The sequence below is a fragment of the Cupriavidus sp. HPC(L) genome, from assembly GCF_000307735.3.
In the GTDB taxonomy this organism is placed as follows: domain Bacteria; phylum Pseudomonadota; class Gammaproteobacteria; order Burkholderiales; family Burkholderiaceae; genus Cupriavidus.
The window spans coordinates 1-22,213 of sequence record NZ_AMPR02000246.1; the positions used below are offsets into that span (position 1 = coordinate 1).

Consider the following 22,213-nt stretch of genomic DNA (forward strand, 5'->3'; position numbering starts at 1 on the left):
GTCGGCGCTGTTTCCCGAGCAGACGGCGCGCGCCTTCGAGCGCGCGTGGTTCGGCGTGCCGGAAGCGAATATCGATGCCGCCGGCCAGGCCTTCCTTGCCGGCGCGCGCGCCGACTGGGCGCTGGTGACCGGCGGCGGCGCGACGCGCCGCGTGCGCATCTACCGCTGGCATGGCGAAGGTCCGGCGGTGCTCCTGGCGCATGGCTGGGGCGGCAACGCCGCGCACTGGCAGACGCTGGTGCCCGCGCTGCTTGCCGCCGGTCACCGCGTGGTCGCCTTCGACGCGCTGTCGCATGGCGCCTCCGATGCCGGTGCACTAGGGCCGGGCCAAAGCTCGCTGATCGAGATGTCCCGTGCACTGCTGGCGGCCGCGTGGCACGCCGGGCCGATCCAGGCGGTGGTGGCGCACTCGCTGGGCTCCGCCGCGGCGGCACTGGCGCTGCGGGAAGGATTGCCCGCCGGCGCCGCGGTGCTGATCGGCGCGCCGGCCGACATGCGCCATGCCTCGGCCACGCTGGCCTGGCAGTTGGGCGTGGCGCCAGCGGTGCTGGCACGCGTCCAGCGCAACAGCGAACAGTGGCTCGGCATGCCGTGGGGAGACTTCAACGTGCCCGACATCGGCCGCTGCCGGCCGGTGCCGCCGACGCTGGTCGTCCACGATCGCCACGACAAGGAGGTGCGCTGGGAGGATGGCGCGGCAATAGCCGGCGCGTGGCCCGGCGCGACGCTGCTGACCACCGAGGGCCTGGGCCATCGGCGCATCCTGCGCGATGCCGGCGTGATCGAGCAGGTGGTGACATTCCTCGCGCAGCGCCTGTCGTCGCGCGGCACGCGCACGCCCATGGTAGCGCCGCTGCATACCGAGCGGACGCTGCACGCGCCGTTGCGGGCCGGCGATCTCGGGCTGGTTCGATAATTCGGCGCGTCAGCGGCCTATCCCGCCCGCGCCAGGATCTGTCCGCCCCCATAGCTGGACTGCACCGGCGGCGTGCCGCCCAGCGTCACCCGAATCGCGCAGTACTTGAACTCGGGGATCTTGCCGAACGGATCGAGCGCGGAATTGGTCAGCTTGTTGATCGCCGCCTCGTAGTAGCAGAACGGCACGAACACCGCGCCGCGCGGCGTGCCCTCGTCGGCGCGCGCGTACAGCGCGACCTCGCCGCGGCGTGACGCCAGCGTGATGATGTCGCCCGGCTTGCCGCCCCACTGCGCCAGGTCCAGCGGATGGACCAGCGCGGTCGGATCCGGCTCGAGCGCATCGAGCACCCCTGCCCTTCGCGTCATGCTGCCGGTATGCCAGTGTTCGAGCTGGCGTCCGGTGATCAGCACGAACGGATAGTCGTGGTCCGGCCGTTCCGCCGCCGGCACGATATCGGCCGGCACGAAGCGGGCGCGCCCGCTTGGCGTCGGGAAGCTGTCGGTAAAGATCACCGGCTCGCCGGCATCGCCTTCGGCGCGGCACGGGTAGGTCACCGCGTGCTCACGCTGCAGCCGCTCCCAGCTGATTCCCGCGATGCTCGGCATGGCCAGCCGCATTTCGTCGAACACGTCGGCCACGCCGTCGTAGCGCCAGTCCAGGCCGAGCTGCGCGGCCATCTGCTGGATGATCCAAAGATCCTGGCGCGCCTGTCCCGGCGGATCGATCGCCTGCCGGCCCAGCTGCACGATGCGGTCGGTATTGGTGAAGGTGCCGGTCTTCTCGGGGAAGGCCGAGGCCGGCAGCACCACGTCGGCGAGGTAGGCGGTCTCGGTCAGGAAGATGTCCTGCACCACCAGATGATCGAGCGCGGCCAGCGCCTCGCGCGCATGCTGCGCGTCGGGGTCCGACATCGCCGGGTTCTCGCCCATGATGTACATGCCGCGGACCTCGCCGCGCTCGATCGCCTGCATCACCTCGACCACCGTCAAACCCGGCTGGCGATCGAGCGGCGTACCCCACAGCGCCTCGAAGCGCGCGGCGGCGTCGGCATCGTCGACGCGGCGGTAGTCCGGATACATCATCGGGATCAGCCCGGCGTCCGAGGCGCCCTGCACATTGTTCTGGCCGCGCAGCGGATGCAGGCCGGTGCCGGGCCGGCCGATCTGGCCGGTCATCAGCGCCAGCGCGATCAGGCAGCGCGCGTTGTCGGTGCCGTGCACGTGCTGCGACACGCCCATGCCCCACAGGATCATCGCGCTGCCGGCGGTCGCGTAGAGCCGCGCGACATGGCGGATCGTCTCCGCGTCGATGCCGCAGATCGGCGCCATCGCCTCGGGGCTGTAGGCGGCGACATTGCGTTCGAGCTCGTCGTAGCCGATCGTGCGGCTGTCGATGAAGTCGCGATCGACCAGCCCCTCGGTGACGATCACATGCATCATCGCGTTGAGCAGCGCGACGTCGGTATCCGGCTGGAACTGCAGGAAGCGATAGGCGAAGCGCGCCAGGTCCGAGCGGCGCGGATCGGCGACGATCAGCTTGGTGCCGTTGCGCACCGCGTTCTTGATCCAGCTCGCCGCGACCGGATGATTGACGGTCGGGTTGGCGCCGATCAGGATCACCACCTCGGCCTTGCCGACGTCGATCACCGGGTTGGACACCGCCCCCGAGCCGATCCCTTCCAGCAGCGCCGCCACCGACGACGCATGGCACAGCCGCGTGCAATGGTCGACGTTATTGCTGCCGAAGCCGGTCCGCACCAGCTTCTGGAACAGATAGGCCTCCTCGTTGCTGCCCTTGGCCGAGCCGAAGCCGGCCAGCGCGCGCTTGCCGTGGGTATCGCGAATGCGCGCGAGGCCGCCGCCGGCCAGCGCCAGCGCCTCTTCCCACGTCGCCTCGCGGAACACCTCCATCACGCGCTCGGGATCCATCACCGCATCGCCGCGCTTGGGCACGCCCTCGCGGCGCACCAGCGGCACCGTCAGCCGATGCGGATGCGCGGCATAGTCGAAGCCGTAGCGGCCCTTGACGCAGAGCCGCGCGTGATTGGCCGGACCATCGCGCCCCTCGACGTACTGGATGCGGTTGTCCTTGACGTGATAGGTCAGCTGGCAGCCGACACCGCAGTACGGGCAGACCGATTGCACCTGCTTGTCCGGCACCGCCAGCGCGGCGGCGCGCGCCGGCATCAGCGCGCCGGTCGGGCAGGCCTGCACGCATTCCCCGCAGGCCACGCAGGTCGACGCGCCCATCGGGTCGTCCATGTCGAACACGATCTTCGCGTCGGCGCCGCGCAGCGCGATGCCGATCACGTCGTTGGCCTGCTCGTCGCGGCAGGCGCGCAGGCAGCGCGTGCACTGGATGCAGGCGTCGAGGTTGACCGCGATGGCCGGATGCGACAGATCGGGCGCCACGGGCGCGCGCGGCGCAAAGCGCGGCTTGCCGATCTCGAGCCGGGCAGACCAGCGGTCCAGCTCGCTGTCGCGCGTGTACGCGGTCTCGGGCATGTCCGATTGCAGCAGCTCGAGCACCATGCCCTGCGCCTTGCGCGCGCGCGGCGAATCGGTCTGCACCTTCATGCCGTTGGCCGGCTGCCGGCAGCACGACGGCGCCAGCACGCGCTCGCCGTCGATCTCGACCATGCAGGCGCGGCAGTTGCCGGCCGGCTCGAGGCCGTCCTTGTAGCACAGGTGCGGGATCTCGACGCCCTCGCGCTTCGCCACCTGCAGCAGCGTTTCTCCGGGCGCGGCCACCACCTCGCGGCCGTTCAGCTGGAAGGCGACCGAGGCCGGATCGGAGGCCTGGACGAGGGCGCGCTCGGCGCGGGTCAATGCATTCATGGCGGTCTCGTGGTTCTGTCGTGCGGCGTCTTTCAGCGTCTTTCGGCGTCTTTCGGTGTCTTTCCGCTTTGCGGGGCTCAGGCCAGCTCGTGCGGGAAATAGCGGATCACGCAGTCGATCGGATTGGGCGCGGCCTGGCCCAGGCCGCAGATCGACGCATCGCGCATCACCGCGGACAGGTCGGCCAGCGCCTCGCGGTCCCACTGAGGCTGCGCGATCAGCTGCACGGCCTTGGCCGTGCCGACGCGGCAGGGCGTGCATTGGCCGCAGGACTCGTGCGCGAAGAAGTGCATCAGGTTGCGCGCCACGTCGACGGCGCGGTCATGGTCCGACAGCACCACCACCGCCGCCGAGCCGATGAAGCAGCCATGCGGCTGCAGCGTGTCGAAGTCCAGCGGGATATCGCCCATCGACGCGGGCAGGATGCCGCCCGACGCGCCGCCCGGCAGATAGCCGTAGAAACGATGGCCATCGAGCATGCCGCCGCAGTACTCGCCGATCAGCTCCGTGATCGTGATGCCGGCCGGTGCCAGATGCACGCCCGGCTTGTTGACGCGGCCCGACACCGAGAACGAGCGCAGTCCCTTGCGTCCATGCCGGCCCTGCCCCGCGAACCAATCCGCGCCGCGCTCCAGGATGTCGCGCACCCAGTACAGCGTCTCGAAGTTGTGCTCCAGCGTCGGCCGGCCGAACAGGCCGACCTGCGCCACATAGGGCGGCCGCAGCCGCGGCCAGCCGCGCTTGCCTTCGATCGATTCGATCATCGCGGACTCTTCGCCGCAGATATAGGCGCCGGCGCCGCGCCGCAATTCGATCGGCGGCAGAGCGGCGCACGGCGGGTCCTCGCGCAGCCGCCGCAGTTCCTCGGTCAGCAGCGCGCGGCAGCCGGCATACTCGTCGCGCAGGTAGATATAGATCGCATCGATCTGCACGACCTGCGCGGCGATCAGCATGCCTTCGAGGAAGCGATGCGGATCGCGTTCCAGATAGAAGCGGTCCTTGAAGGTGCCCGGCTCACCTTCGTCGATATTGACGGCCATCATTCGCGGTCCCGCCTCGGCCCGCACGATGCGCCATTTGCGGCCGGCCGGAAAACCGGCGCCGCCCAGCCCGCGCAGTCCCGCGTGCTCCATCGTCGCGATCGCATCGTCGGCGGACAGCGCGCCTTCGGCCACCGCACGCAGCGTCCGGTAACCGCCCTGCTCACGATAGGCCAGGTAGTCGACGTACGGCTCTGGCTCGTGGCGCACCGCCCCCGCGGCGACACGTTCGGCGATCGCCTCGGCGCTCGCCACATCGACCGGATTCTGTCCGACCAGCGCCGCCGGCGCCCGCTCGCAGCGGCCGATGCAAGGGGCGGCGACCACGCGCACGTCGGTGCCGAGCAGCGCCGGCAATCTGTCGAGCAGCGACTGCGCGCCGGCCATCTCGCAGGCGATGCCCTCGCAGACGCGCACGGTCAGCGCGGGCGGCGGCGCGATCGCGCCGTCGGCATCCTCGCGCACGACGTCGAAGTGGTGATAGAAGGTCGCGACCTCGTAGACCTCGGCCTGCGACATCTTCATCTCGGCCGCCAGCGCGGCCAGATGCGGCGCGGCCAGTTGTCCATAGCGGTCGTTGATCGCATGCAGATGTTCGATCAGCAGATCGCGCCGGCGCGGCGCTTCGCCGAGCAAGGCGCGGACTTCGGCGAGCGCGGCGGGGTCGACCTGCCGCCCCTTCGGTTGGCGGCGCTTGCGCTGGCGGCCGATGCTCTCGACCGGAATGGGGATTACGACATGGTTCATGGCCATCTCTGTTCGTTGTCGTGGATGCCTGGAGAGCGCCGCGGGGGGACGCCGCCGGTCGATGATAGCGCCATCGGCCGTGCCAACTTGCAGACGACGCTCCCGCTTCTCCGCCGGCACTGCCCTGGGTCACTGCCTCGCGTCAAATCGACTCGCGGACGTTTCACGGTCTCCATGCATCCAGTCGCCAGATGCGTCGTCAACGTCCGCTAGTGTTATACGGTATGTGATATATCAAAATGGTCAAGGCGTTTTCGCTTGTCCATCCATGGCTGTCGACTCAAGAGACGGCGGACTGCCGCGCAATGACGCCCTGCGGCGGAGAGGAAGAGAGGGGAAAAGAGAGAAAAGGAGGGGGGAACGACGAGGGAACGCGCGACTGCGAAGCCGCTGGCCACGGGCGGGTTCGTCCGTCGCTATGGCCGCGAGAGACGACCGGGGCATGGCCAGCGAACTTGCGATCAGGCATGAGTCAGCACGAACTGGCCGGCGGCCTTGTGCGAGTCCTCGGTGGCGTCCTCCTCGCGGGGCGCGCTACCGAATCCGGCCAGGCGGCCATGCGCCTGGGCGCGAAGCAGCGCCGGGGCGGGCAGAGAGGTCGCGAGCAGCACGGTGGCGGACACGCCGAGAGAGAACAGGCCAAGCGACAGCAGGGTCAACAGGGTGGTTTGCATCAGGACACTCCGATAAGACATCAATCAAGGAATGCCCAGTATATGGTGCAACGCACCAGAAGTAAATATTCTGTATGTGATATATCAATAAACGCCCTGTTCTGTCGTTCCCGCGCCACAGGCCCCAACTTAGCCGGTCTTCAACGCCACATCCGGGCCCTCCTGCTCGGTAATCACGCGCCAGATGGCCGCGGCGTTCGGCTTCAGCGACCGTCCCTTGCGGCGCACCAGCACGACCTGCATGGCGGCATGCGGCCGCAGCGGCAGCAGCACCACGCCGGGCGGAACGCCGGCCGCGCGGGCGCGCGACGGCACCACGCCCAATCCCTGCCGCCGCGCCACCATGCCGAGCACCGCGCAGAAATGGCCCAGGGGCCGATAGACCCGCGGGCGCACGTGGTAGGCGGCCATGGCGCGCTCGATCGCCCCCAGCATGCCCGACTGGCGATCCAGCCCGAACAGCTGCGCATCGTTCAGATCGCCCCAACCCAGCGCCTCGCGCGATGCCAGCGGATGGCCGGTCGGCAGCACCGCATGGAAGGTCTCCTCGTACAGCGGGTCGAACTGCAGCTCGGCGCAAGGCTCCGGATCGCTGACCACCGCGAAATCGACCTCGCCGCCGCGCACCGCATGCAGCGCCGCCTCGGGGCCGACATCGCGCAGCACGATATCGATGTCCGGCCACGCGCTCTGGCAGGCCTGCAGCCAGGCGGGCGCCAGCATCGACGACAGCATCGGCGCCACGGCCAGCTGCACGCGCCCATGCGCGGGCCGCGCGCTCGAGTGCGTCTCGTGCAAGGTCTGTTCGACCTCGTCGATCAGATGGCAGATGCGTTCGGACAGCAGCGTGCCGGCCTCGGTCAGCTCGACCTGGCGCGTGGTGCGGTCGAACAGGCGCAGGTCGATCTCCTCCTCCAGCTCGCGCACGCTGCGGCTGACGGCCGATTGCGTCAGTCCCAGTTCGGCGGCGGCACGGGTGAAACTGCGATGCCGCGCGACGGCGGCGAAGGCCTTCAACTGCGGAAGCGAGACATTCATCGTGGTCTCCTCTGGCACCGCCTGCCTCGTGGGCGCGCGGCCGCTGCCGGTGCCGCCAGCGTGGGACTGACGGGGCAGCGCTGTGCTTTCTTATGTCGCCATGGTCGTCCGGCAGGGCTGCGCGGACGCCGACGGGTCCTTCGATGCTAGTGCAAACGACTATCCACGACGCCTTAACTTTTTTATTAAGATCATTGACGACCGTCTATGGATCGGCGGCGCTGTCGCAATGCACGAAGCGTGCACCGCAGCGAAACGATCCCGATCACGCGCCGCAGCAAGCGCCGCGTCGACCGAAGAGGCCGCCATGAAAAACGCCACGCTGCGCCAGCTCAAGGTCTTCGAAACGGTGGCCCGTCACCTGAGCTTTTCGCGCGCGGCCGAGGAGCTGCACCTGACCCAGCCCGCGGTGTCGACGCAGGTGCGGCAGCTGGAGAACCATGTCGGCCTGCCGCTGTTCGAGCAGCTCGGCAAGAAGATCTACCTGACCCCCGCCGGCACCGAGATGCTGCACTACAGCCGCAGCATCATCCAGCAGTTCCGCGAGGCCGAGGATGCGATGGCGCAGTTGAGCGGCATCGCGGGAGGCCGGCTCAATATCGCGGTGATCAGCGCCGGCGACTACTTCTTCCCGCGCGTGATTGCCGAATTCATGCGGCGACACCCCGGCGTCACGCTGAACCTGGCGGTGCACAACCGCGAGGAACTGCTGCACCAGCTGGCCGGCAACCTGACCGACCTCGCCGTGATGGTGCGCCCGCCGGCGGGGATGGATACCGTCAACGAATCGTTCGCGCCTCACCCCTACGTGATCGTCGCCGCGCCGGACCATCCGCTGGTCGGCAAGCGCAACGTGCCGCTGTCCGCGCTGGCCGACGAGGCCTTCATCTGCCGCGAGAAGGGTTCGGACACCTGGAACTCGATGCAGGAAGGGTTCGCGGCGCGGCTGCAGAACCTGCGCATCACGATGGAGATCAAGAGCACCGAGACGATCAAGCAGGCCGTGATCGCCAATATGGGCATCGCCTTCCTGTCCGCCCACACGGTGGCACTGGAACTGCGTACCGGCCATCTGGCGGTGCTCGACGTCGAAGGGTTCCCGGTGATGCTGAACTGGTACGTGGTCCATCGCAAGAACAAGCGGCTGCCGCCGGTCGCGCTGGCGTTCAAGCATTTCCTGCTCAGCGAAGGCGCGGCGCAGATCGATCGGATCACCGCGGTCGCCGGACTGATCCGCGGCAAGGGCGCGGCAGCGGCCCGCGGCTGACCCTACCTTCGGCTGGCCCATCCATAAACGATGGCTTATGGTTTTGCCGATCAACTTCAATTGTTGTTAATCGTTCGCGCCCCCTATGCTGCCTGCATGTCCCACCGCACCGGCACAAGGAGAGCGACATGGAACAAGCGCAGATCGAACGGCAGAACGACGTCACCACCACGGCCGCGGACCCCCAGATTCCGGTACAGGCGCAGCTCGCCGCCTACAACTCGGCCTTCGTCGAACTGGAGCTGCCCTTTCATTGGGACGAGGCGATGTACCGCTGGCTGTGCGGCGTGGTCGATTGCGAGCGCACGCAGATCGCGCACTACATCGAGACCTATCACGCGCATCTGCTGACCGCCTACGACGCGCCGTTCCTGAGCCAGCTGATCCTGGAGAAGAAGAACGGGTATCTGGACGCGATGGGCCGGCGCGTCAGCTGAATCGCCGCTTCGCGAACTACCACCTCGTTCCCGCGCACGCAGAACCCAGCGTCGTTGAATGAAAGCCACTGGGTCCCCGCCTGCGCGGGGACGACGTGCTTGTATCGAACGACTTCGACGGTCGACTTCGACGAACGACTTCGACGAATGACTTCGACGAATGACTTCGACGAACGACTTCGATCGAACGACTTCGAGGAACTACTTCGCTTCGGAAGAGCGCGCGCCGCGCACACCGCTGCGCGCGCCGATCGCGATCCCCGCTGCCGCGACCGCGGCCAGCGCCAATCCCGCCAGCACCACCATCGGACCATTGCCGCCGGACAGCCAGGCGGCAGAGATGGCCAGCACGATGCCGCCGAGGCAACCCGCGTGCAGCGCGGCTGCACCGGCGTGACGGTAGCCGGCCAGGCCGGCCACCATCGACGCGCAGGCGAGCAGATAAGCCAGTTCTTGAGGGTCCGTCATGGCGGGCCTCCATCGCGACCATCGGGAACAAGGCCGGCGGCGCGTCGCCGCGCGGGCTAGCCGCCGACCGGATTGACCAGCGCGCCGATGCCTTCGATGCGCACCTCGACGACCGCGCCGGCCTTCATCGATCCCACGCCGAGCGAGGTGCCGCAGGCGATCACGTCGCCCGGCATCAGCGTCATGTCGCGCGACAGGCGGCTGACGATCTGCTCGGGCGTGAAGATCATGTCCGACAGCGGATAACGCTGGCGCTCGGCGCCGTCGAGCCGCGTGACCACGCTGGCGTCGCGCCAGTCGAAGCCCGTGACGATGGCGGGCCCCAGGCAGCCGAAGGTATCGAAGCCCTTGGCGCGGCACCATTGCGCGAAATTCGGATCCTCGGCGATCAGGTCGGCCGCGGTGACATCATTGACGACCGTATAGCCGAAGATATGCGAGGCGGCATCGGCGACCGGCACATCGCGGCAGACCCGTCCGATCACGATGCCGAGCTCGCCCTCGAACACGATCTTGCCGGCATAGCCGACCGGCCGCGCGATGGTGTCGCCGGGGCCGGCCAACGAGGTGCCAGGCTTGATCAGGAACAGCGGATGCTCCGGCTCGGGCTTGCCCAGCTTCTGCGCCAGCGCGCGGAAGTTGTTCCACAGCGCGACGATCTTGGACGGCTCGCATGGCGCGAGCAGGCTCACCTCGTTGCGCGGGAATGAAACGCCGGTGGGGTTCGGCGACGCATAGCCGGGGCCGTCGTATTCGAACACCCGCTCGCCATCGAGCCGGCCCATCCGTGACCGGCCATCGCCGGCGTCGAAGCGAATCCAGGTTTGCATGGGGGTCTCCTGTGGCGGGTGGTTTTTTATGGGCGGTGTCGGGGCGCTGCCCTCTCCCCCGCCCCTCTCCGGCGCGCGGGAGAGGGAAGAGAACCGAGGGAATCGACAAATGCCATCAGCTCTCGCCCGGCGCTCCCCCCTCTCCCGCAGGTCGGAGAGGGGAGAGAATCGAGGGAATCGACAAATGCCATCAGCCCTCGCCCGGCGCTCCCTCTCTCCCGCAGGTCGGAGAGGGGAGAAAAACGGGGGGATCGGGAAATGCCATCAGCTCTCGCCTGACGCTCTCCCCTCTCCCGCCATTGCGGGAGAGGGGCCGGGGGAGAGGGCAAGCGGCGCCTCCCAACGCCGCCGCTCTCCCCCTTCGCCGCAGAGTCAGATCTTGCCCGCGCCGCGCGCCCACTTGTACTTCGCGCCGAGCACCGCGACCGGGATCTCGGTCGAGTACGCGTAGGCCGGCACGCCATGCTGGTACAGGTATTCGGCGGCTTCCTCGACCTGCACGTCGCCGGCCAGCGAGGCGACGATCGGCTTTTCGATGCCCTTGGCCGCCATCTCCTCCTTGACCTCGACCACCAGCTTGGCGAACACCATCGGCGGCGTGATGATCGTGTGCCAGTAGCCCAGGATGATCGCGTGGATGCGTGGATCCTCCAGCCCCAGCTTGATCGTGTTGCGATAGGTGGTCGGGGGCTCGCCACCGGTGATGTCGACCGGATTGCCGGCCGCGCCGAACGGCGGGATGAACTTGCGGAAGGCCGCGTCCAGGTCCTCCGGCATCGTCATCAGCGACAGCCCGTTGTCGACGCAGGCATCGGACAGCAGCACGCCCGAGCCACCGGCGCCGGTGATGATCACCACGTTCTCGCCCTTCGGCGTCGGCAGCTTCGGAATGCCGCGCGCGAACTCGAGCAGGTCGCGCAGCGAGCGGGCGCGGATCACGCCGCATTGCTTGAAGACGTCCTCGTAGATGCGGTCGTCGCCGGCCAGCGCGCCGGTGTGCGAGCTCGCCGCGCGCGCGCCCAGGCTGGTGCGGCCGGCCTTGAGCACCACCACCGGCTTGACCTTCGACACGCGGCGTGCCGCCTCGGCAAACGCTCGTCCGTCCTTCAGGTCCTCGCAATGCTGCGCGATGATCTCGGTCTCGTCATCCTGCTCGAAGAAGGTCAGCAGATCGTCTTCGTCGATGTCGGACTTGTTGCCCAGGCCCACGATGGCGGACACGCCCATCCTGGCCGAGCGCGAGAAGCCGATGATGGCCATGCCGATGCCGCCCGATTGCGAGGACAGCGCGGCCTTGCCCTTGACGTCATAAGGCGTGCAAAACGTCGCGCACAGGTTCTTCGGCGTGTAGTAGAAGCCGTAGATGTTCGGCCCCATCAACCGGATGTTGTGCTTGCGCGCGATCGCGACGATCTCCTCCTGCCCTTCGACATTGCCGGTCTCGGCAAAGCCGGACGGAATCAGCACGGCGCCGGGAATGCCCTTGCGGCCGACCTCCTCCAGCGCCTGCGCCACCAGCTTGGCAGGGATCGCGAACACCGCCACGTCGATCTCGCCGGGTACGTCGAGCACGCTCTTGTACGCGGTCATGCCCATGATCTCTTCGGCCTTCGGGTGGATCGGATAGATCTTGCCCTGGTAGCCGCCGTTGATCAGGTTCTTCATCACCGAGTTGCCGATCTTGCCATCCTCGGACGAGGCGCCGATCACCGCGACGGTGTCCGGACGCATGATGCGGTTCATCTGCGCGACGATCTGCTCCTGCGTCGGGCGATAGCGCTGCGGCTGCGGCGCGTGGTCCAGCACGATGCGCACGTCGGCCGCGATCGCGCCGCTCGGGCTCGCGAACACCGGGTTCAGGTCCAGCTCGGCGATCTCGGGGAAGTCGGTCACCAGCTGCGACACGCGCTGGATCATGCTGGCCAGCGCCGCGCGATCGACGGGTTCGGCGCCGCGCACGCCCTTGAGCACCTGGGCGGCCGCAATGCCGTCGAGCATGCCGAGCGCGTCCTGCTCGCTCGCCGGCGCCATGCGGAACGTGATGTCCTTGAGCACCTCGACCAGCACGCCGCCGAGGCCGAACGCCACCAGCTTGCCGAACGACGGATCGGTGACCGCGCCGATGATCACCTCCTGCCCGCCGCCGATCATCTTCTGCACCTGCACGCCGACGATGTCCGCCTTGGCGTTGTAGCGCTTCGCATTATCGAGAATGGTGCGGTAGCCCTCCTCGACTTTCTGCTGGCTGTCCAGGCCGACCAGCACGCCGCCGGCCTCGGTCTTGTGCAGGATGTCGGGCGACACGATCTTCATCACCACCGGAAAGCCGATGCGGCCGGCGAGCTCGACCGCCTCGGCCGGCGACGTCGCCAGGCCTTCGCCCGGCACGGCAATGCCATAGGCATCGCAGACCAGCTTGCCTTCGGGCGCGGTCAGCGCGGTGCGTCCCTGTTCCTTGGCGGTGGCGAGAATATTGCGCACCGCGTCCTTGTCATACGCCATGTCAGACCTCCATTGGGTCATGGTTGCAGCGGAGTTTGCGAACGAAGGGCGGCGCCGGGCCGCCCAGGGCAAGGCGGCGTCAGACCGCGCCGGCCGCGCGCAGCGCCTCGATCTGCGCGGGCGTGCGGCCCAGCCATTCGAGGATCTCGGTGGTGTGCTCGCCCAGCAGCGGCGAGCGATCGACCTGGACCGGCGATTCCGACAGGTTGATCGGACAGCCCAGCTGCACATAGCGGCCGCGCTGCGGATGATCGACCTCGACCAGATAGCCGCGCTCGTACAGCGAGCGGTCCTCGATCAGATCCTTCATCGACAGGATCGGGCCGCACGGCACGTCGACCTCGTTGAGCGCTTCCATGACCTCGAACTTGGTGCGCGTGCGCGTCCATTTCTCGATAATCGAGAAGCATTCGGGCAGGCATTTGAGGCGCGCCTCCGGCGTGGCGAACTGCGGATGCGCGATCAGGTCCTCGCGCCCGCACAGCCGCATCAGCGGTTCCCAACCCTGCGGTTGCACGATCACGTAGACGTAGTCGTTGGCCCCGCCCGGCGCGCAGCGCAGCGCCGCGCCCGGCTGCCCGCCGCCCGACGCATTGCCGGCGCGCGGCACGTAGTCGCCGAATTCCTTGTTCGGATATTCGCGCAGCGCACCGGCCGACAGGCGCTGCTGGTCGCGCAGCTTGACGCGGCACAGGTTCAGCACCGCGTCCTGCATCGCGACCTCGACGCGCTGGCCCTTGCCGGTATGCTCGCGCTGCAGCAGGGCGGCCAGGATGCCGATCACGCAATGCACGCCGGTGCCCGAATCGCCGATCTGCGCGCCGGTCACGGTCGGCGGCCCTTCCTCGAAGCCGGTGGTCGAGGCGGAGCCGCCCATGCACTGCGCGACGTTCTCGTACGCCTTGCAGTCGGCGTACGGCCCGGGGCCGAAGCCCTTGATCGACGCGTAGATCAGCCGCGGGTTGAGCGCGCGCAGCCGGTCCCAGTCGAAGCCCGCGCGGTCGAGCACCCCGGGGCCGAAGTTCTCGACCAGCACGTCGCAGCGCTCGACCAGGTCCTCCAGCAGCGCCTTGCCTTCCGGCGTCTTCATGTTCAGCGTCAGGCTGCGCTTGTTGGAGTTCAGCATCGTGAAATAGAGGCTGTCGGCGTTCGGCACATCGCGCAGCTGGCTGCGCGTGATGTCGCCCCGGCCGGGCAGCTCGACCTTGATCACGTCCGCCCCCAGCCACGCCATCAGCTGCGTGGCCGACGGCCCCGCCTGCACGTGCGTCATGTCCAGGATGCGTACTCCTTCCAATGCCTTGCTCATGGCGTCGTCTCCTCGCCTCTATGGTGTGATCGTTCGTTGCACTGGAGCCAGGGCCGCGGCCGGGCCGGCGAGGGCGTGCGCCGCCCGCCGGATGCGGGGGCCTGGCGCAGATCCCCGCATCCGGTGTCGCACGCCGCGATCGCGCTGTCGGCCGGGGCCGGCAGCCGGCTACTTGTACATGGTCTGGTTCTTGGTGCCCGGGGCGTATTCGCGCGGATCGACCCAGATATTGATCACCGCGGACTTGCCGGTGCGGGCGATCGACTCGCGGCCGCGCTGCAGCGCGCCGGCGATCTGGGCCGGGTCACGCACCTCCTCGCCATAGCCGCCCAGCATCTGCGCGAACTGGCTGAACGGCACGTCCGACAGCAGGTTGCCGACGTTGCCGCGCGACTCGCCGTACTTGGCCAGCTGGCCGTAGCGGATCTGGTTCATCGCCGAGTTGTTGCCGATCACGGCCAGATACGGCACGCCGAAGCGGTTGGCGGTCTCCATGTCGAAGGCCGTCATGCCGAAGGAGCCGTCGCCGTAGTAGCACAGCACCTCCTTGCCCGGATTGGCCAGGCCCGCGGCGATCGCGAAGCCGGTGCCGACGCCGAGCGAGCCCAGCGCGCCCGGGTCCATCCACTGGCCGGGATTGCGCGGCCGCACCGCCTGCGCCGAGATCGTGACCACGTCGCCGCCGTCGCCGATGTAGATCGTGTCCTCGCCGAGGAAGTTGTTCAGTTCGTAGGCGACGCGATACGGATGGATCGGCGTGTTCTCCGACAGGAACAGCGGCATCAGCTTCTCGGTGGCGACGCCTTCGGCCTCGGTCAGCTGGCCCATCCACTTCTGGCGCGCCTGGCGCTTGTCCTGCTTGATGCGGCCGCTGGCGGCCTGCAGCACCGCGCCGAGGATCGCGCCCGGATCGCCGACCAGGCCCAGGTCGATCTCGCGGTTCTTGCCGACGGTGCGGTAATCCATGTCGATCTGCACCAGCGTCAGCTCCTTGCTGATGCGCTTGCCGTAGCCCATGCGGAAATCGAACGGCGTGCCGACGATCACCAGCACATCGGCGTTGGCGAAGGCCTGCGAGCGCGTGCGGTCGAAATGATGCGGATCGCCCGGCGGCAGCAGCCCGCGGCTGGCGCCATTGAAGTAGCCCGGGATATCGAGGCCGCGCAACAGCGCGATCGCTTCCTCGTGGCCGCGCGCGGTCCACACCTGCTGGCCGAACAGGATGGCCGGACGCTCGGCATTGACCAGGATGTCGGCGAGCTTCTCGATGTCGCGCGGATCGCCGATCGACTTGGTCGACGCGCGATAGTGGCCGGGGCGCGGCACCACGGCGCGGGCAATCTCGACTTCGCGGTCGAGCACGTCGCGCGGAATCTCCAGATAGGCGGGCCCGGGCGCGCCGTTGAAGCATTCGCGCGCGGCCATCGAGATCATGTCGGCAACGCGTTCGGTACTCGGGATGGTCGCGGCGAACTTGGTGATCGGCGCCATCATGTCGACGTGCGGCAGATCCTGCAGCGACCCCATCTTGTGCTGCGTCAGCGCGCCCTGCCCGCCGATATGCAGCACCGGGCTTTCCGAGCGGAAGGCGGTGGCAATGCCGGTCACGGCATTGGTGCAGCCCGGGCCGGCGGTCGTCACCACGCAGCCGAGCTTGCCGGTCTGGCGCGCATAGCCATCGGCCGCATGCGCCGCGACCTGTTCGTGACGCACGTCGATGATGCGGATCCCTTCGTCGACGCAGCCATCGTAGATGTCGATGATGTGGCCGCCGCATAGCGTGAAGATGGTGTCGACCCCTTCGTTCTTCAGCGCCCGCGCGACCAGATGGCCGCCCGACACGATGCCGGCATCCCGGCTCTTCTGCTTCAGGGTGTCATCGGCCGTCGTCGATTCCGGCCGCAGCGATACGACTGCAGACATGTGTTGGTCTCCTCGTTGGACTCCGGGCGGCCCCGTTGTATGGGCACGCACCGCTTCACCTTCTTCTCGGCAGGGCTGCCGGCTTGCGACGCGAATCGATCGTTTCGGGCGATCTTGATGACATACCGTATGTGATATATCAAAGGTCGGCAAGGAGAAAATGTGGGAAAGGCGGCGAATTTCGACGACGCAACGCAGCAAAACAGCCTTTTTCTTGCCGATAAATTCGCGCAACTTCTATAAACACTGTCGCTTAGTGGCGGTCTGCATCAATGTTGGTTTCGTTGGCCTCCGTGTACCGCGGGGCCGATAATTCGCCTTGTTGTGCGTTGATATATTACATACCATATTTCGACCAGCGGTCGAACCTGAAGCCGCTGGGTTCCCGCCTTTGCGGGAACGACGAGGGAGTGGCGTCGTCCCCGCGAAGGCGGGGACCCAGCGTCTTTCGCCCCACGCATGCAGTTCTGTTCGGGCTTCAGACAACGACGTATCCAAACCAGTGAGGAGACAGTGAACATTCACGAATATCAGGCCAAGGAGCTGCTGCGGCGCTACGACGTCGCCGTGCCGCGGGGCGCGGTTGCGTTCACGCCGGACGAGGCAGCCAACGCGGCACGCACGCTCGGGGGCCCGCTGTGGGTCGTCAAGTCGCAGATCCATGCCGGCGGCCGCGGCGCGGGACGCTTCCAGAACGATCCCGACGGCAAGGGCGGCGTGCGCGTGGCGCGCTCGCTCGAGGCCGTGCGCGAGGAAGCCGGCAAGATGCTCGGCGCGGTGCTGGTCACCAAGCAGACCGGCGCGGCCGGGCGCGAGGTGCGGCGGCTCTATATCGAGGAAGGCTGCGACATCGCGCGCGAGCTCTATTTCGGCATGCTGATCGACCGCGCGACATCGCGGATCACGCTGATGGCATCGACCGAAGGCGGCATGGACATCGAGGAAGTCGCCGCGCACACGCCGGAGAAGATCCTGAAGCTGGCGATCGATCCGGCCACCGGCATCCAGCCCTTCCACGCGCGGCGGCTGGCCTTCGGGCTCGGCCTGCGCGGCAAGCAGGTCGGCGAGGCCACGCGGCTGTTCCTGGCGGCCTATCGCGCCTTCACCGAACTGGACGCGTCGATCGTCGAGATCAATCCGCTGGTCGTCACGCACAGCGGCCACGTGATGGCGCTGGACGCCAAGTTCAACTTCGACGACAACGCGCTGTTCCGCCATCCCGATATCGAGGCGATGCGCGACGAGGCCGAGGAGGACCCGGCTGAGACCGAGGCCGCGCGCCATGCGCTGAACTACGTCAAGCTCGACGGCAATATCGGCTGCATGGTCAATGGCGCCGGCCTGGCGATGGCCACGATGGACATCATCCAGCTGCATGGTGGCAAGCCGGCCAATTTCCTCGACGTCGGCGGCGGCGCGACGCGCGAGCGCGTGGCGACGGCATTCCGGCTGATCCTGGCCGACCGCAATGTCGAAGGCATCCTGGTCAATATCTTCGGCGGCATCATGCGCTGCGACGTGATCGCCGAGGGCGTGGTCGCGGCCGCGCGCGAGGTCGATCTGACCGTGCCGCTGGTGGTGCGGCTCGAAGGCACCAACGTCGAACTGGGCAAGGCGATCCTGCGCGATTCCGGATTGCCGATCGTGTCGGCCGACGACCTCGCCGATGCGGCGACCAAGGTCGTCGCGGCCACGCGCAACACCAAGCGGGGAGGACATTGAGATGGCCGTGCTGATCGACAACCACACCAGGGTGCTGTGCCAGGGCCTGACCGGCGCGCAGGGCAGCTTCCACACCGAACAGGCGCTGGCCTATGGCACGCAGATGGTGGGCGGCGTGACGCCCGGCAAGGGCGGCGAGACCCACCTCGGCCTGCCTGTGTTCGATACCGTCGCCGAGGCGGCCGAGCGCACCGGCGCGCAGGCGTCCGTGATCTACGTGCCGCCGCCGTTCGCGGCCGACGCGATCCTCGAAGCGGTCGACGCCGGCCTCGAGCTGGTCGTCTGCATCACCGAGGGCATCCCGGTGCTCGACATGGTGCGCGTCAAGCGCGCGCTGTCCGGCTCGCGCACCCGGCTGGTCGGTCCCAATTGCCCGGGCGTGATCACGCCGGGCCAATGCAAGATCGGCATCATGCCCGGCCATATCCATCGGCCCGGCAGGATCGGCGTGGTGTCGCGCTCGGGCACGCTGACCTATGAAGCGGTGGCGCAGACCAGCGCGGCCGGGCTCGGACAGTCGACCTGCATCGGCATCGGCGGCGATCCGGTCAACGGCACCAACTTCATCGATTGCCTGAAGCTGTTCCTCGAGGACGACGACACCGAGGGCATCATCCTGATCGGCGAGATCGGCGGCTCGGCCGAGGAGGAAGCCGCGCAGTTCCTGCGCGAGTCCGGCAGCGACAAGCCGGTGGTCGGCTTCATCGCCGGCACCACCGCGCCGCCGGGCCGGCGCATGGGCCATGCCGGCGCCATCATCTCGGGCGGCAGCGGTACCGCCGATGCCAAGATCGAGGCAATGCGCGCCGCCGGCATCCATGTGTCGCGCTCGCCGGCCGAGCTCGGGCAGACGATGGCGAAGGCGTTGGGGGTGTAGCGCCGTCGCGCTGCGAACGGCCGCCGTGGCGCGATGCAGCGGCGGCCGTCCTGCCGCCGCCGTCCTGCCGACGCCGTATTACAAGCGCCGCACCACAGGCGCCGTACTGCAGTCCCCGTACTACACGCCGACCACGCTCCTGGCGATGATCCCCAGCTGGACCTCGGCGGCGCCGCCGAAGATCGTGAAGGCCCGGCTGTTCAGGTACTCGGGCAGCACGGTACCGACGATCTCGTCGTCCGGATTGCCGCCCTCAGGCAGCCCCGCCACGTCATCGCGCCAGCGCTGCCCCTCCAGCCCCAGCATCTCCACGCCCAGCTCGCCGATCTGCTGCTTGAGCCGGCTGGCGCGCAGCTTCAGGATCGACGACACCGGGCCGGGACTCTGACCCGGCATCAGCCGGCCCAGCGTCTTCAGCTCCAGCATCTCGAAGGCATCCAGATCGGCGCAGACCTCGCCGAAGCGCGCATGCAGCAGTTCGCGCTGCGCGCTGTCATGGCGCAGGCCGCCCGCGTGCAGGACCGCCATCGCGTCGCCGACGCGCATCAGTTGCGAGCGCAGCCGCGGGCTGAAAATGCCGGCGCCGCGCTCGAACTCGAGCAGGTAGCGCGCGCATGCCCAGCCGGCGTTTTCCTCGCCGATGCGGTTGGCCTGCGGCACGCGCACCTCGTCGAAGAACACCTCGTTGACGTCGTGATCGCCGCCGATCGTCGCGATCGGACGCACGGTGATGCCGGGCGAATCCATATCGATCAGCAGGAAGCTGATGCCGTCCTGCCGCCGGCCCTCGTTGCTCGTACGGACCAGCGCGAACATCCGGTTGGCATGGTGCGCGTGCGTGGTCCACAGCTTGGAGCCGGTGACGATGTAGTCGCCGCCATCGGGCACCGCGCGCGTGCGCAGCGCGGCCAGGTCGGAGCCGGCGCCGGGCTCGGAGAAGCCCTGGCACCAGTAGTCCTCGCCGGACAGGATCCGTGGCAGATAGTGCCGCTTCTGCGCGTCGGTGCCGAACCGCAGGATCACCGGCCCGAGCAGGCGCACGCCCATCGGATGGACCAGCGGCGCACCGGCCAGCGCGCACTCGGTCTCGAAGACGAAGCGCTGCAGCGGGCTCCAGCCTGTGCCGCCCCACTCCTTAGGCCACAGCGGCACCAGCCAGCCGCGCTCGCGCAGCATCGCCTGCCAGGGGCCGGAGACCTCGGGCTCCGGATACATCGCCGTGGTCAGCCGTTGGCCGCGGCGCAGCTCGGGCGTCAGCCTGTCGCGCAGGAAGGCGCGCACTTCCTCGCGAAACGCCGCGAGCTCGGCAGTCAGTTGCAGATCCATGTCGTGGTCGCCTCGGCGCAAGATCGATCGGAAGACGGCAGGGTGCGGCTGTCGCGCCAGGCCCCGGACGCGAGCATCGCGCGGCCGTAGCGCGCGGCATGCCACGACGGGCTGCCGTCCTGCTGCTGGAAGCGCGTCAGCTTGCGGAACAGGCCGGCGATCGGCAGTTCCTCCGAGACGCCCATGCCGCCATGCAGCTGCACCGCTTGTTGCGAGACGTAGCGGGCCGCGCGTCCGACCTTGGATTTCGCCATCGCGGCCAGCGCGACGGCATCGGTTGCGTCCCGCAGCCCCGCGTCGACGCGCAACGCCGCGAGCTCGCAGGCCGCGATCGCTTCCTCGCAGCACACCGCCATCTCGGCCAGCGTGTGCTGCACGCTCTGGAAGCTCGCGAGCGGACGGCCGAACTGCTCGCGCTGGCGGACATAGGCGGCCGTGCGCTCGAAGGCGGCCTGCATCGCGCCGCAGGCCTCCCAGCACAGCGCGATCGCGCCCTCGGCCAGCAGGCGGTGCAGCACCGGGGCGGCATCGCCGCCATCCCCGGCGCCCAGCATCGCGTCGGCCTCGACATGGGCGCCGTCCAGCCACACGTCGGCGGCAGCGGTGCCATCGACGGTATGGCAGCGATGCAGGCGCAGCCCTTCGGCGACGGAATCGCGCATCGGCACAAGGAACAGCGCTTGACCGTCGCGTTCCGCATCGGCGTCCGGCTTCGGCGCCCTTCCCTCGTTCTCGATGCGAGCGCTGACCAGCAGGGCGTCCGCGCCATCGGCGTCGGGCACCAGCAGCTTGGCGCCGTGCAGCCGCCAGCCGCTGCCTTCTCGCCGCGCCACCGTCGCGCGCGGGGCCCACGGGTCGTGGCATTGCGGTTCGTCGTGGGCCAGCGTCAGGCGGCGGCTGCCGTCGATCACCGCCGGCAGCCACCGATCACGCTGCGCCGGCGTGCCGATCGCCGCCAGCATGCGCGCCGCCAGCAGGATGCCGCCGTGGTACGGCATATTGACGCCGTACCGGCCGAAGGCACGCATCAACAGCCCCGTTTCGACCGCGCCGCCATCGAAGCCGCCGGCTTGCGCGGGCAGCGGCAGTCCCAGCCAGCCCATCTCGGCAAAGGCGCGCCACATCGGCATCCATCGCAAGTTGTGTCTTGATTCGGGTCCGGGTTCGGGTCCCGATTCGGGTCCTGCCTCGTACCACGGCCCCGTGACCTCGGGCTGCCGCGACAGGAAGTTCAGCGCGCTCTCCTCGATCAGCCGCTGTTGTTCGTTCAGCGTCAGCTGCATCGGCTCAATCCGCCTGCGCGCCGGACGCCTTGGCGACCTTGGCCCACTTCTGCGCGTCCTGCTTGATGAAGGCCGCGAACTGCTCCGGCGTATTGCCGATGATGTCCAGCCCCAGCGCACGGAACTGCTCGCGCAGGCCCGGGTCCTTCAGCGCCTGCTGGGTGGCGGCGTAGACGCGCTTGACGACCTCGGGCGGTGCGCCGGCCGGGGCCAGCAGGCCCAGCCAGGGCATCGCCTCGTAGCCGGGCAGGCCCGACTCGGCGACCGTCGGCAGATCGGGCAGCGTCGCCGAGCGCTTCGCCGTGGTCACCGCGAGCGCGCGCACGCTGCCGCTCTTGATGTGCGGGGCCGACGATGCGTACGCGTCGAACATCACCTGCACATTGCCGCCGACCAGGTCGTTCAGCGCCGGCGCGCTGCCCTTGTACGGGATATGGGCCATCTGCACGCCGGCCATGGTCTTGAACAGCTCGGCCTCCAGATGCGTCGAGGTGCCGGAGCCCGCGGAGCTGTAGCTGACCGACTTGCCGCTGGTCTTCAGATAGTCGATCAGCTCCTTGACGTTGTTCACCGGCAGCTTGGCGTTGACCTCGAGCACATGGACGACCGAGGCGACCAGCGTGATCGGCGTGAAGTCCTTGACCGGGTCGTAGCCGACCGTCTTGAACACCGCCGGCGCGATGCCCAGCGACGACGCGGCCATCAGCAGCGTATAGCCGTCGGGGGCCTGCTTGGCGACGTAGTCCGAGGCGATCACGGTGCCGGCGCCGGGCTTGTTCTCGATCACCACGGGCTGGCCCAGATGCTGGCGCAGCCGTTCGCCGAGCGCGCGCGTCATGATGTCGGCGGCCCCGCCTGGCGTGAACGGCACGATGATGCGCACCGGCTTGGACGGATAGGCGCCGGCGTCGGCGGCACGGGCGCCGGGCAGCATGGCAAGGGTCAGCGCCAGGGCGGCGATCCAGGGTCTGGTGGTCATGGTCAGTCTCCTCTCGATTGTCGTTGTGTTGCGCT

At 68.5% G+C, this 22,213-nt stretch carries 17 protein-coding genes; 5 read left to right on the forward strand and 12 right to left on the reverse strand.

Going from position 1 to position 22,213, the window contains the following annotated elements; all coding sequences use genetic code 11:
* Window positions 1-916: alpha/beta fold hydrolase (locus tag B551_RS14620; protein WP_023264401.1), on the forward strand; the 916-nt coding region annotated here is incomplete at its 5' end.
* A 17-nt stretch (window positions 917-933) separates the two neighbouring features.
* Here B551_RS14620 and fdhF read toward each other — a convergent pair.
* The 4 genes from fdhF to B551_RS14640 form a co-directional block, all read right to left on the reverse strand.
* Window positions 934-3,756 carry a formate dehydrogenase subunit alpha gene (gene fdhF, locus B551_RS14625; RefSeq protein ID WP_006577915.1) on the reverse strand — a complete coding sequence of 941 codons (2,823 nt, stop codon included), beginning with the start codon at window positions 3,754-3,756 and terminating at the stop codon, window positions 934-936.
* A 77-nt stretch (window positions 3,757-3,833) separates the two neighbouring features.
* On the reverse strand, window positions 3,834-5,543 hold the full coding sequence (locus tag B551_RS14630) for an NADH-ubiquinone oxidoreductase-F iron-sulfur binding region domain-containing protein (RefSeq protein WP_006577914.1): 1,710 nt from the start codon (window positions 5,541-5,543) through the stop codon (window positions 3,834-3,836).
* A gap of 461 nt (window positions 5,544-6,004) precedes the next feature.
* Window positions 6,005-6,217, reverse strand: a complete 213-nt coding sequence (locus tag B551_RS14635) for a hypothetical protein (protein WP_006577913.1) — start codon at window positions 6,215-6,217, stop codon at window positions 6,005-6,007.
* A gap of 129 nt (window positions 6,218-6,346) precedes the next feature.
* On the reverse strand, window positions 6,347-7,255 hold the full coding sequence (locus B551_RS14640) for a LysR family transcriptional regulator (RefSeq protein ID WP_023264403.1): 909 nt from the start codon (window positions 7,253-7,255) through the stop codon (window positions 6,347-6,349).
* 307 nt (window positions 7,256-7,562) lie between these two features.
* Here B551_RS14640 and B551_RS14645 point away from each other — a divergent pair, with 307 nt between their 5' ends.
* Both B551_RS14645 and B551_RS14650 read left to right on the forward strand, forming a co-directional pair.
* On the forward strand, window positions 7,563-8,522 hold the full coding sequence (locus B551_RS14645; protein WP_006577237.1) for a LysR family transcriptional regulator: 960 nt from the start codon (window positions 7,563-7,565) through the stop codon (window positions 8,520-8,522).
* A 128-nt stretch (window positions 8,523-8,650) separates the two neighbouring features.
* Entirely contained in the window at window positions 8,651-8,959 is a 309-nt protein-coding gene (locus B551_RS14650; RefSeq protein WP_006577238.1) for a hypothetical protein, read from the forward strand.
* A 201-nt stretch (window positions 8,960-9,160) separates the two neighbouring features.
* Here B551_RS14650 and B551_RS14655 read toward each other — a convergent pair whose 3' ends face one another.
* The 5 genes from B551_RS14655 to B551_RS14675 form a co-directional block, all read right to left on the reverse strand.
* Entirely contained in the window at window positions 9,161-9,427 is a 267-nt protein-coding gene (locus B551_RS14655) for a hypothetical protein (RefSeq protein WP_006577239.1), read from the reverse strand.
* Window positions 9,428-9,483: 56 nt separating this feature from the next.
* A complete protein-coding gene (locus tag B551_RS14660) occupies window positions 9,484-10,257 on the reverse strand; it encodes a fumarylacetoacetate hydrolase family protein (RefSeq protein ID WP_006577240.1) in 774 nt (257 codons plus the stop codon).
* Window positions 10,258-10,629: 372 nt separating this feature from the next.
* Window positions 10,630-12,759: an acetate--CoA ligase family protein gene (locus B551_RS14665; protein WP_023264404.1), complete on the reverse strand. Its 2,130-nt coding sequence runs from the start codon at window positions 12,757-12,759 to the stop codon at window positions 10,630-10,632.
* A 79-nt stretch (window positions 12,760-12,838) separates the two neighbouring features.
* Entirely contained in the window at window positions 12,839-14,068 is a 1,230-nt protein-coding gene (gene frc / locus B551_RS14670; protein ID WP_023264405.1) for a formyl-CoA transferase, read from the reverse strand.
* A 168-nt stretch (window positions 14,069-14,236) separates the two neighbouring features.
* On the reverse strand, window positions 14,237-15,991 hold the full coding sequence (locus tag B551_RS14675) for a thiamine pyrophosphate-binding protein (protein ID WP_023264406.1): 1,755 nt from the start codon (window positions 15,989-15,991) through the stop codon (window positions 14,237-14,239).
* A gap of 513 nt (window positions 15,992-16,504) precedes the next feature.
* Between B551_RS14675 and sucC the strand changes: the two genes are divergently transcribed.
* Both sucC and sucD read left to right on the forward strand, forming a co-directional pair.
* The gene (gene sucC / locus B551_RS14680; protein WP_006577241.1) at window positions 16,505-17,713 is read left to right on the forward strand and encodes an ADP-forming succinate--CoA ligase subunit beta; all 1,209 of its coding nucleotides are present in this window, start codon (window positions 16,505-16,507) and stop codon (window positions 17,711-17,713) included.
* A gap of 1 nt (window position 17,714) precedes the next feature.
* A complete protein-coding gene (gene sucD, locus B551_RS14685) occupies window positions 17,715-18,590 on the forward strand; it encodes a succinate--CoA ligase subunit alpha (RefSeq protein WP_006577242.1) in 876 nt (291 codons plus the stop codon).
* Between the two features lie 120 nt (window positions 18,591-18,710).
* On the opposite strand, the gene B551_RS14690 is transcribed toward sucD, so the two are convergent.
* The 3 genes from B551_RS14690 to B551_RS14700 are packed head-to-tail and all read right to left on the reverse strand — an operon-like array spanning window position 18,711 to window position 22,178.
* Entirely contained in the window at window positions 18,711-19,916 is a 1,206-nt protein-coding gene (locus B551_RS14690; RefSeq protein ID WP_006577243.1) for an acyl-CoA dehydrogenase family protein, read from the reverse strand.
* Window positions 19,901-21,199 carry an acyl-CoA dehydrogenase family protein gene (locus B551_RS14695; RefSeq protein ID WP_023264407.1) on the reverse strand — a complete coding sequence of 433 codons (1,299 nt, stop codon included), beginning with the start codon at window positions 21,197-21,199 and terminating at the stop codon, window positions 19,901-19,903. The genes B551_RS14690 and B551_RS14695 overlap by 16 nt, the downstream gene beginning before the upstream one ends.
* Before the next feature lie 4 nt (window positions 21,200-21,203).
* Window positions 21,204-22,178, reverse strand: coding sequence for a tripartite tricarboxylate transporter substrate binding protein (locus tag B551_RS14700; protein WP_006578146.1), 975 nt, complete (start codon window positions 22,176-22,178; stop codon window positions 21,204-21,206).
* Window positions 22,179-22,213 lie beyond the last annotated feature (35 nt).

What these genes read in the sequence shown, in the direction of transcription:
- fdhF (WP_006577915.1), bottom strand. Translation starts at nt 3,756, where the DNA reads ATGAATGCATTGACCCGCGCCGAGCGCGCCCTCGTCCAGGCCTCCGAT.
- B551_RS14630 (WP_006577914.1), bottom strand. Translation starts at nt 5,543, where the DNA reads ATGAACCATGTCGTAATCCCCATTCCGGTCGAGAGCATCGGCCGCCAG.
- B551_RS14635 (WP_006577913.1), bottom strand. Translation starts at nt 6,217, where the DNA reads ATGCAAACCACCCTGTTGACCCTGCTGTCGCTTGGCCTGTTCTCTCTC.
- B551_RS14640 (WP_023264403.1), bottom strand. Translation starts at nt 7,255, where the DNA reads ATGAATGTCTCGCTTCCGCAGTTGAAGGCCTTCGCCGCCGTCGCGCGG.
- B551_RS14645 (WP_006577237.1), top strand. Translation starts at nt 7,563, where the DNA reads ATGAAAAACGCCACGCTGCGCCAGCTCAAGGTCTTCGAAACGGTGGCC.
- B551_RS14650 (WP_006577238.1), top strand. Translation starts at nt 8,651, where the DNA reads ATGGAACAAGCGCAGATCGAACGGCAGAACGACGTCACCACCACGGCC.
- B551_RS14655 (WP_006577239.1), bottom strand. Translation starts at nt 9,427, where the DNA reads ATGACGGACCCTCAAGAACTGGCTTATCTGCTCGCCTGCGCGTCGATG.
- B551_RS14660 (WP_006577240.1), bottom strand. Translation starts at nt 10,257, where the DNA reads ATGCAAACCTGGATTCGCTTCGACGCCGGCGATGGCCGGTCACGGATG.
- B551_RS14665 (WP_023264404.1), bottom strand. Translation starts at nt 12,759, where the DNA reads ATGGCGTATGACAAGGACGCGGTGCGCAATATTCTCGCCACCGCCAAG.
- frc (WP_023264405.1), bottom strand. Translation starts at nt 14,068, where the DNA reads ATGAGCAAGGCATTGGAAGGAGTACGCATCCTGGACATGACGCACGTG.
- B551_RS14675 (WP_023264406.1), bottom strand. Translation starts at nt 15,991, where the DNA reads ATGTCTGCAGTCGTATCGCTGCGGCCGGAATCGACGACGGCCGATGAC.
- sucD (WP_006577242.1), top strand. Translation starts at nt 17,715, where the DNA reads ATGGCCGTGCTGATCGACAACCACACCAGGGTGCTGTGCCAGGGCCTG.
- B551_RS14690 (WP_006577243.1), bottom strand. Translation starts at nt 19,916, where the DNA reads ATGGATCTGCAACTGACTGCCGAGCTCGCGGCGTTTCGCGAGGAAGTG.
- B551_RS14695 (WP_023264407.1), bottom strand. Translation starts at nt 21,199, where the DNA reads ATGCAGCTGACGCTGAACGAACAACAGCGGCTGATCGAGGAGAGCGCG.
- B551_RS14700 (WP_006578146.1), bottom strand. Translation starts at nt 22,178, where the DNA reads ATGACCACCAGACCCTGGATCGCCGCCCTGGCGCTGACCCTTGCCATG.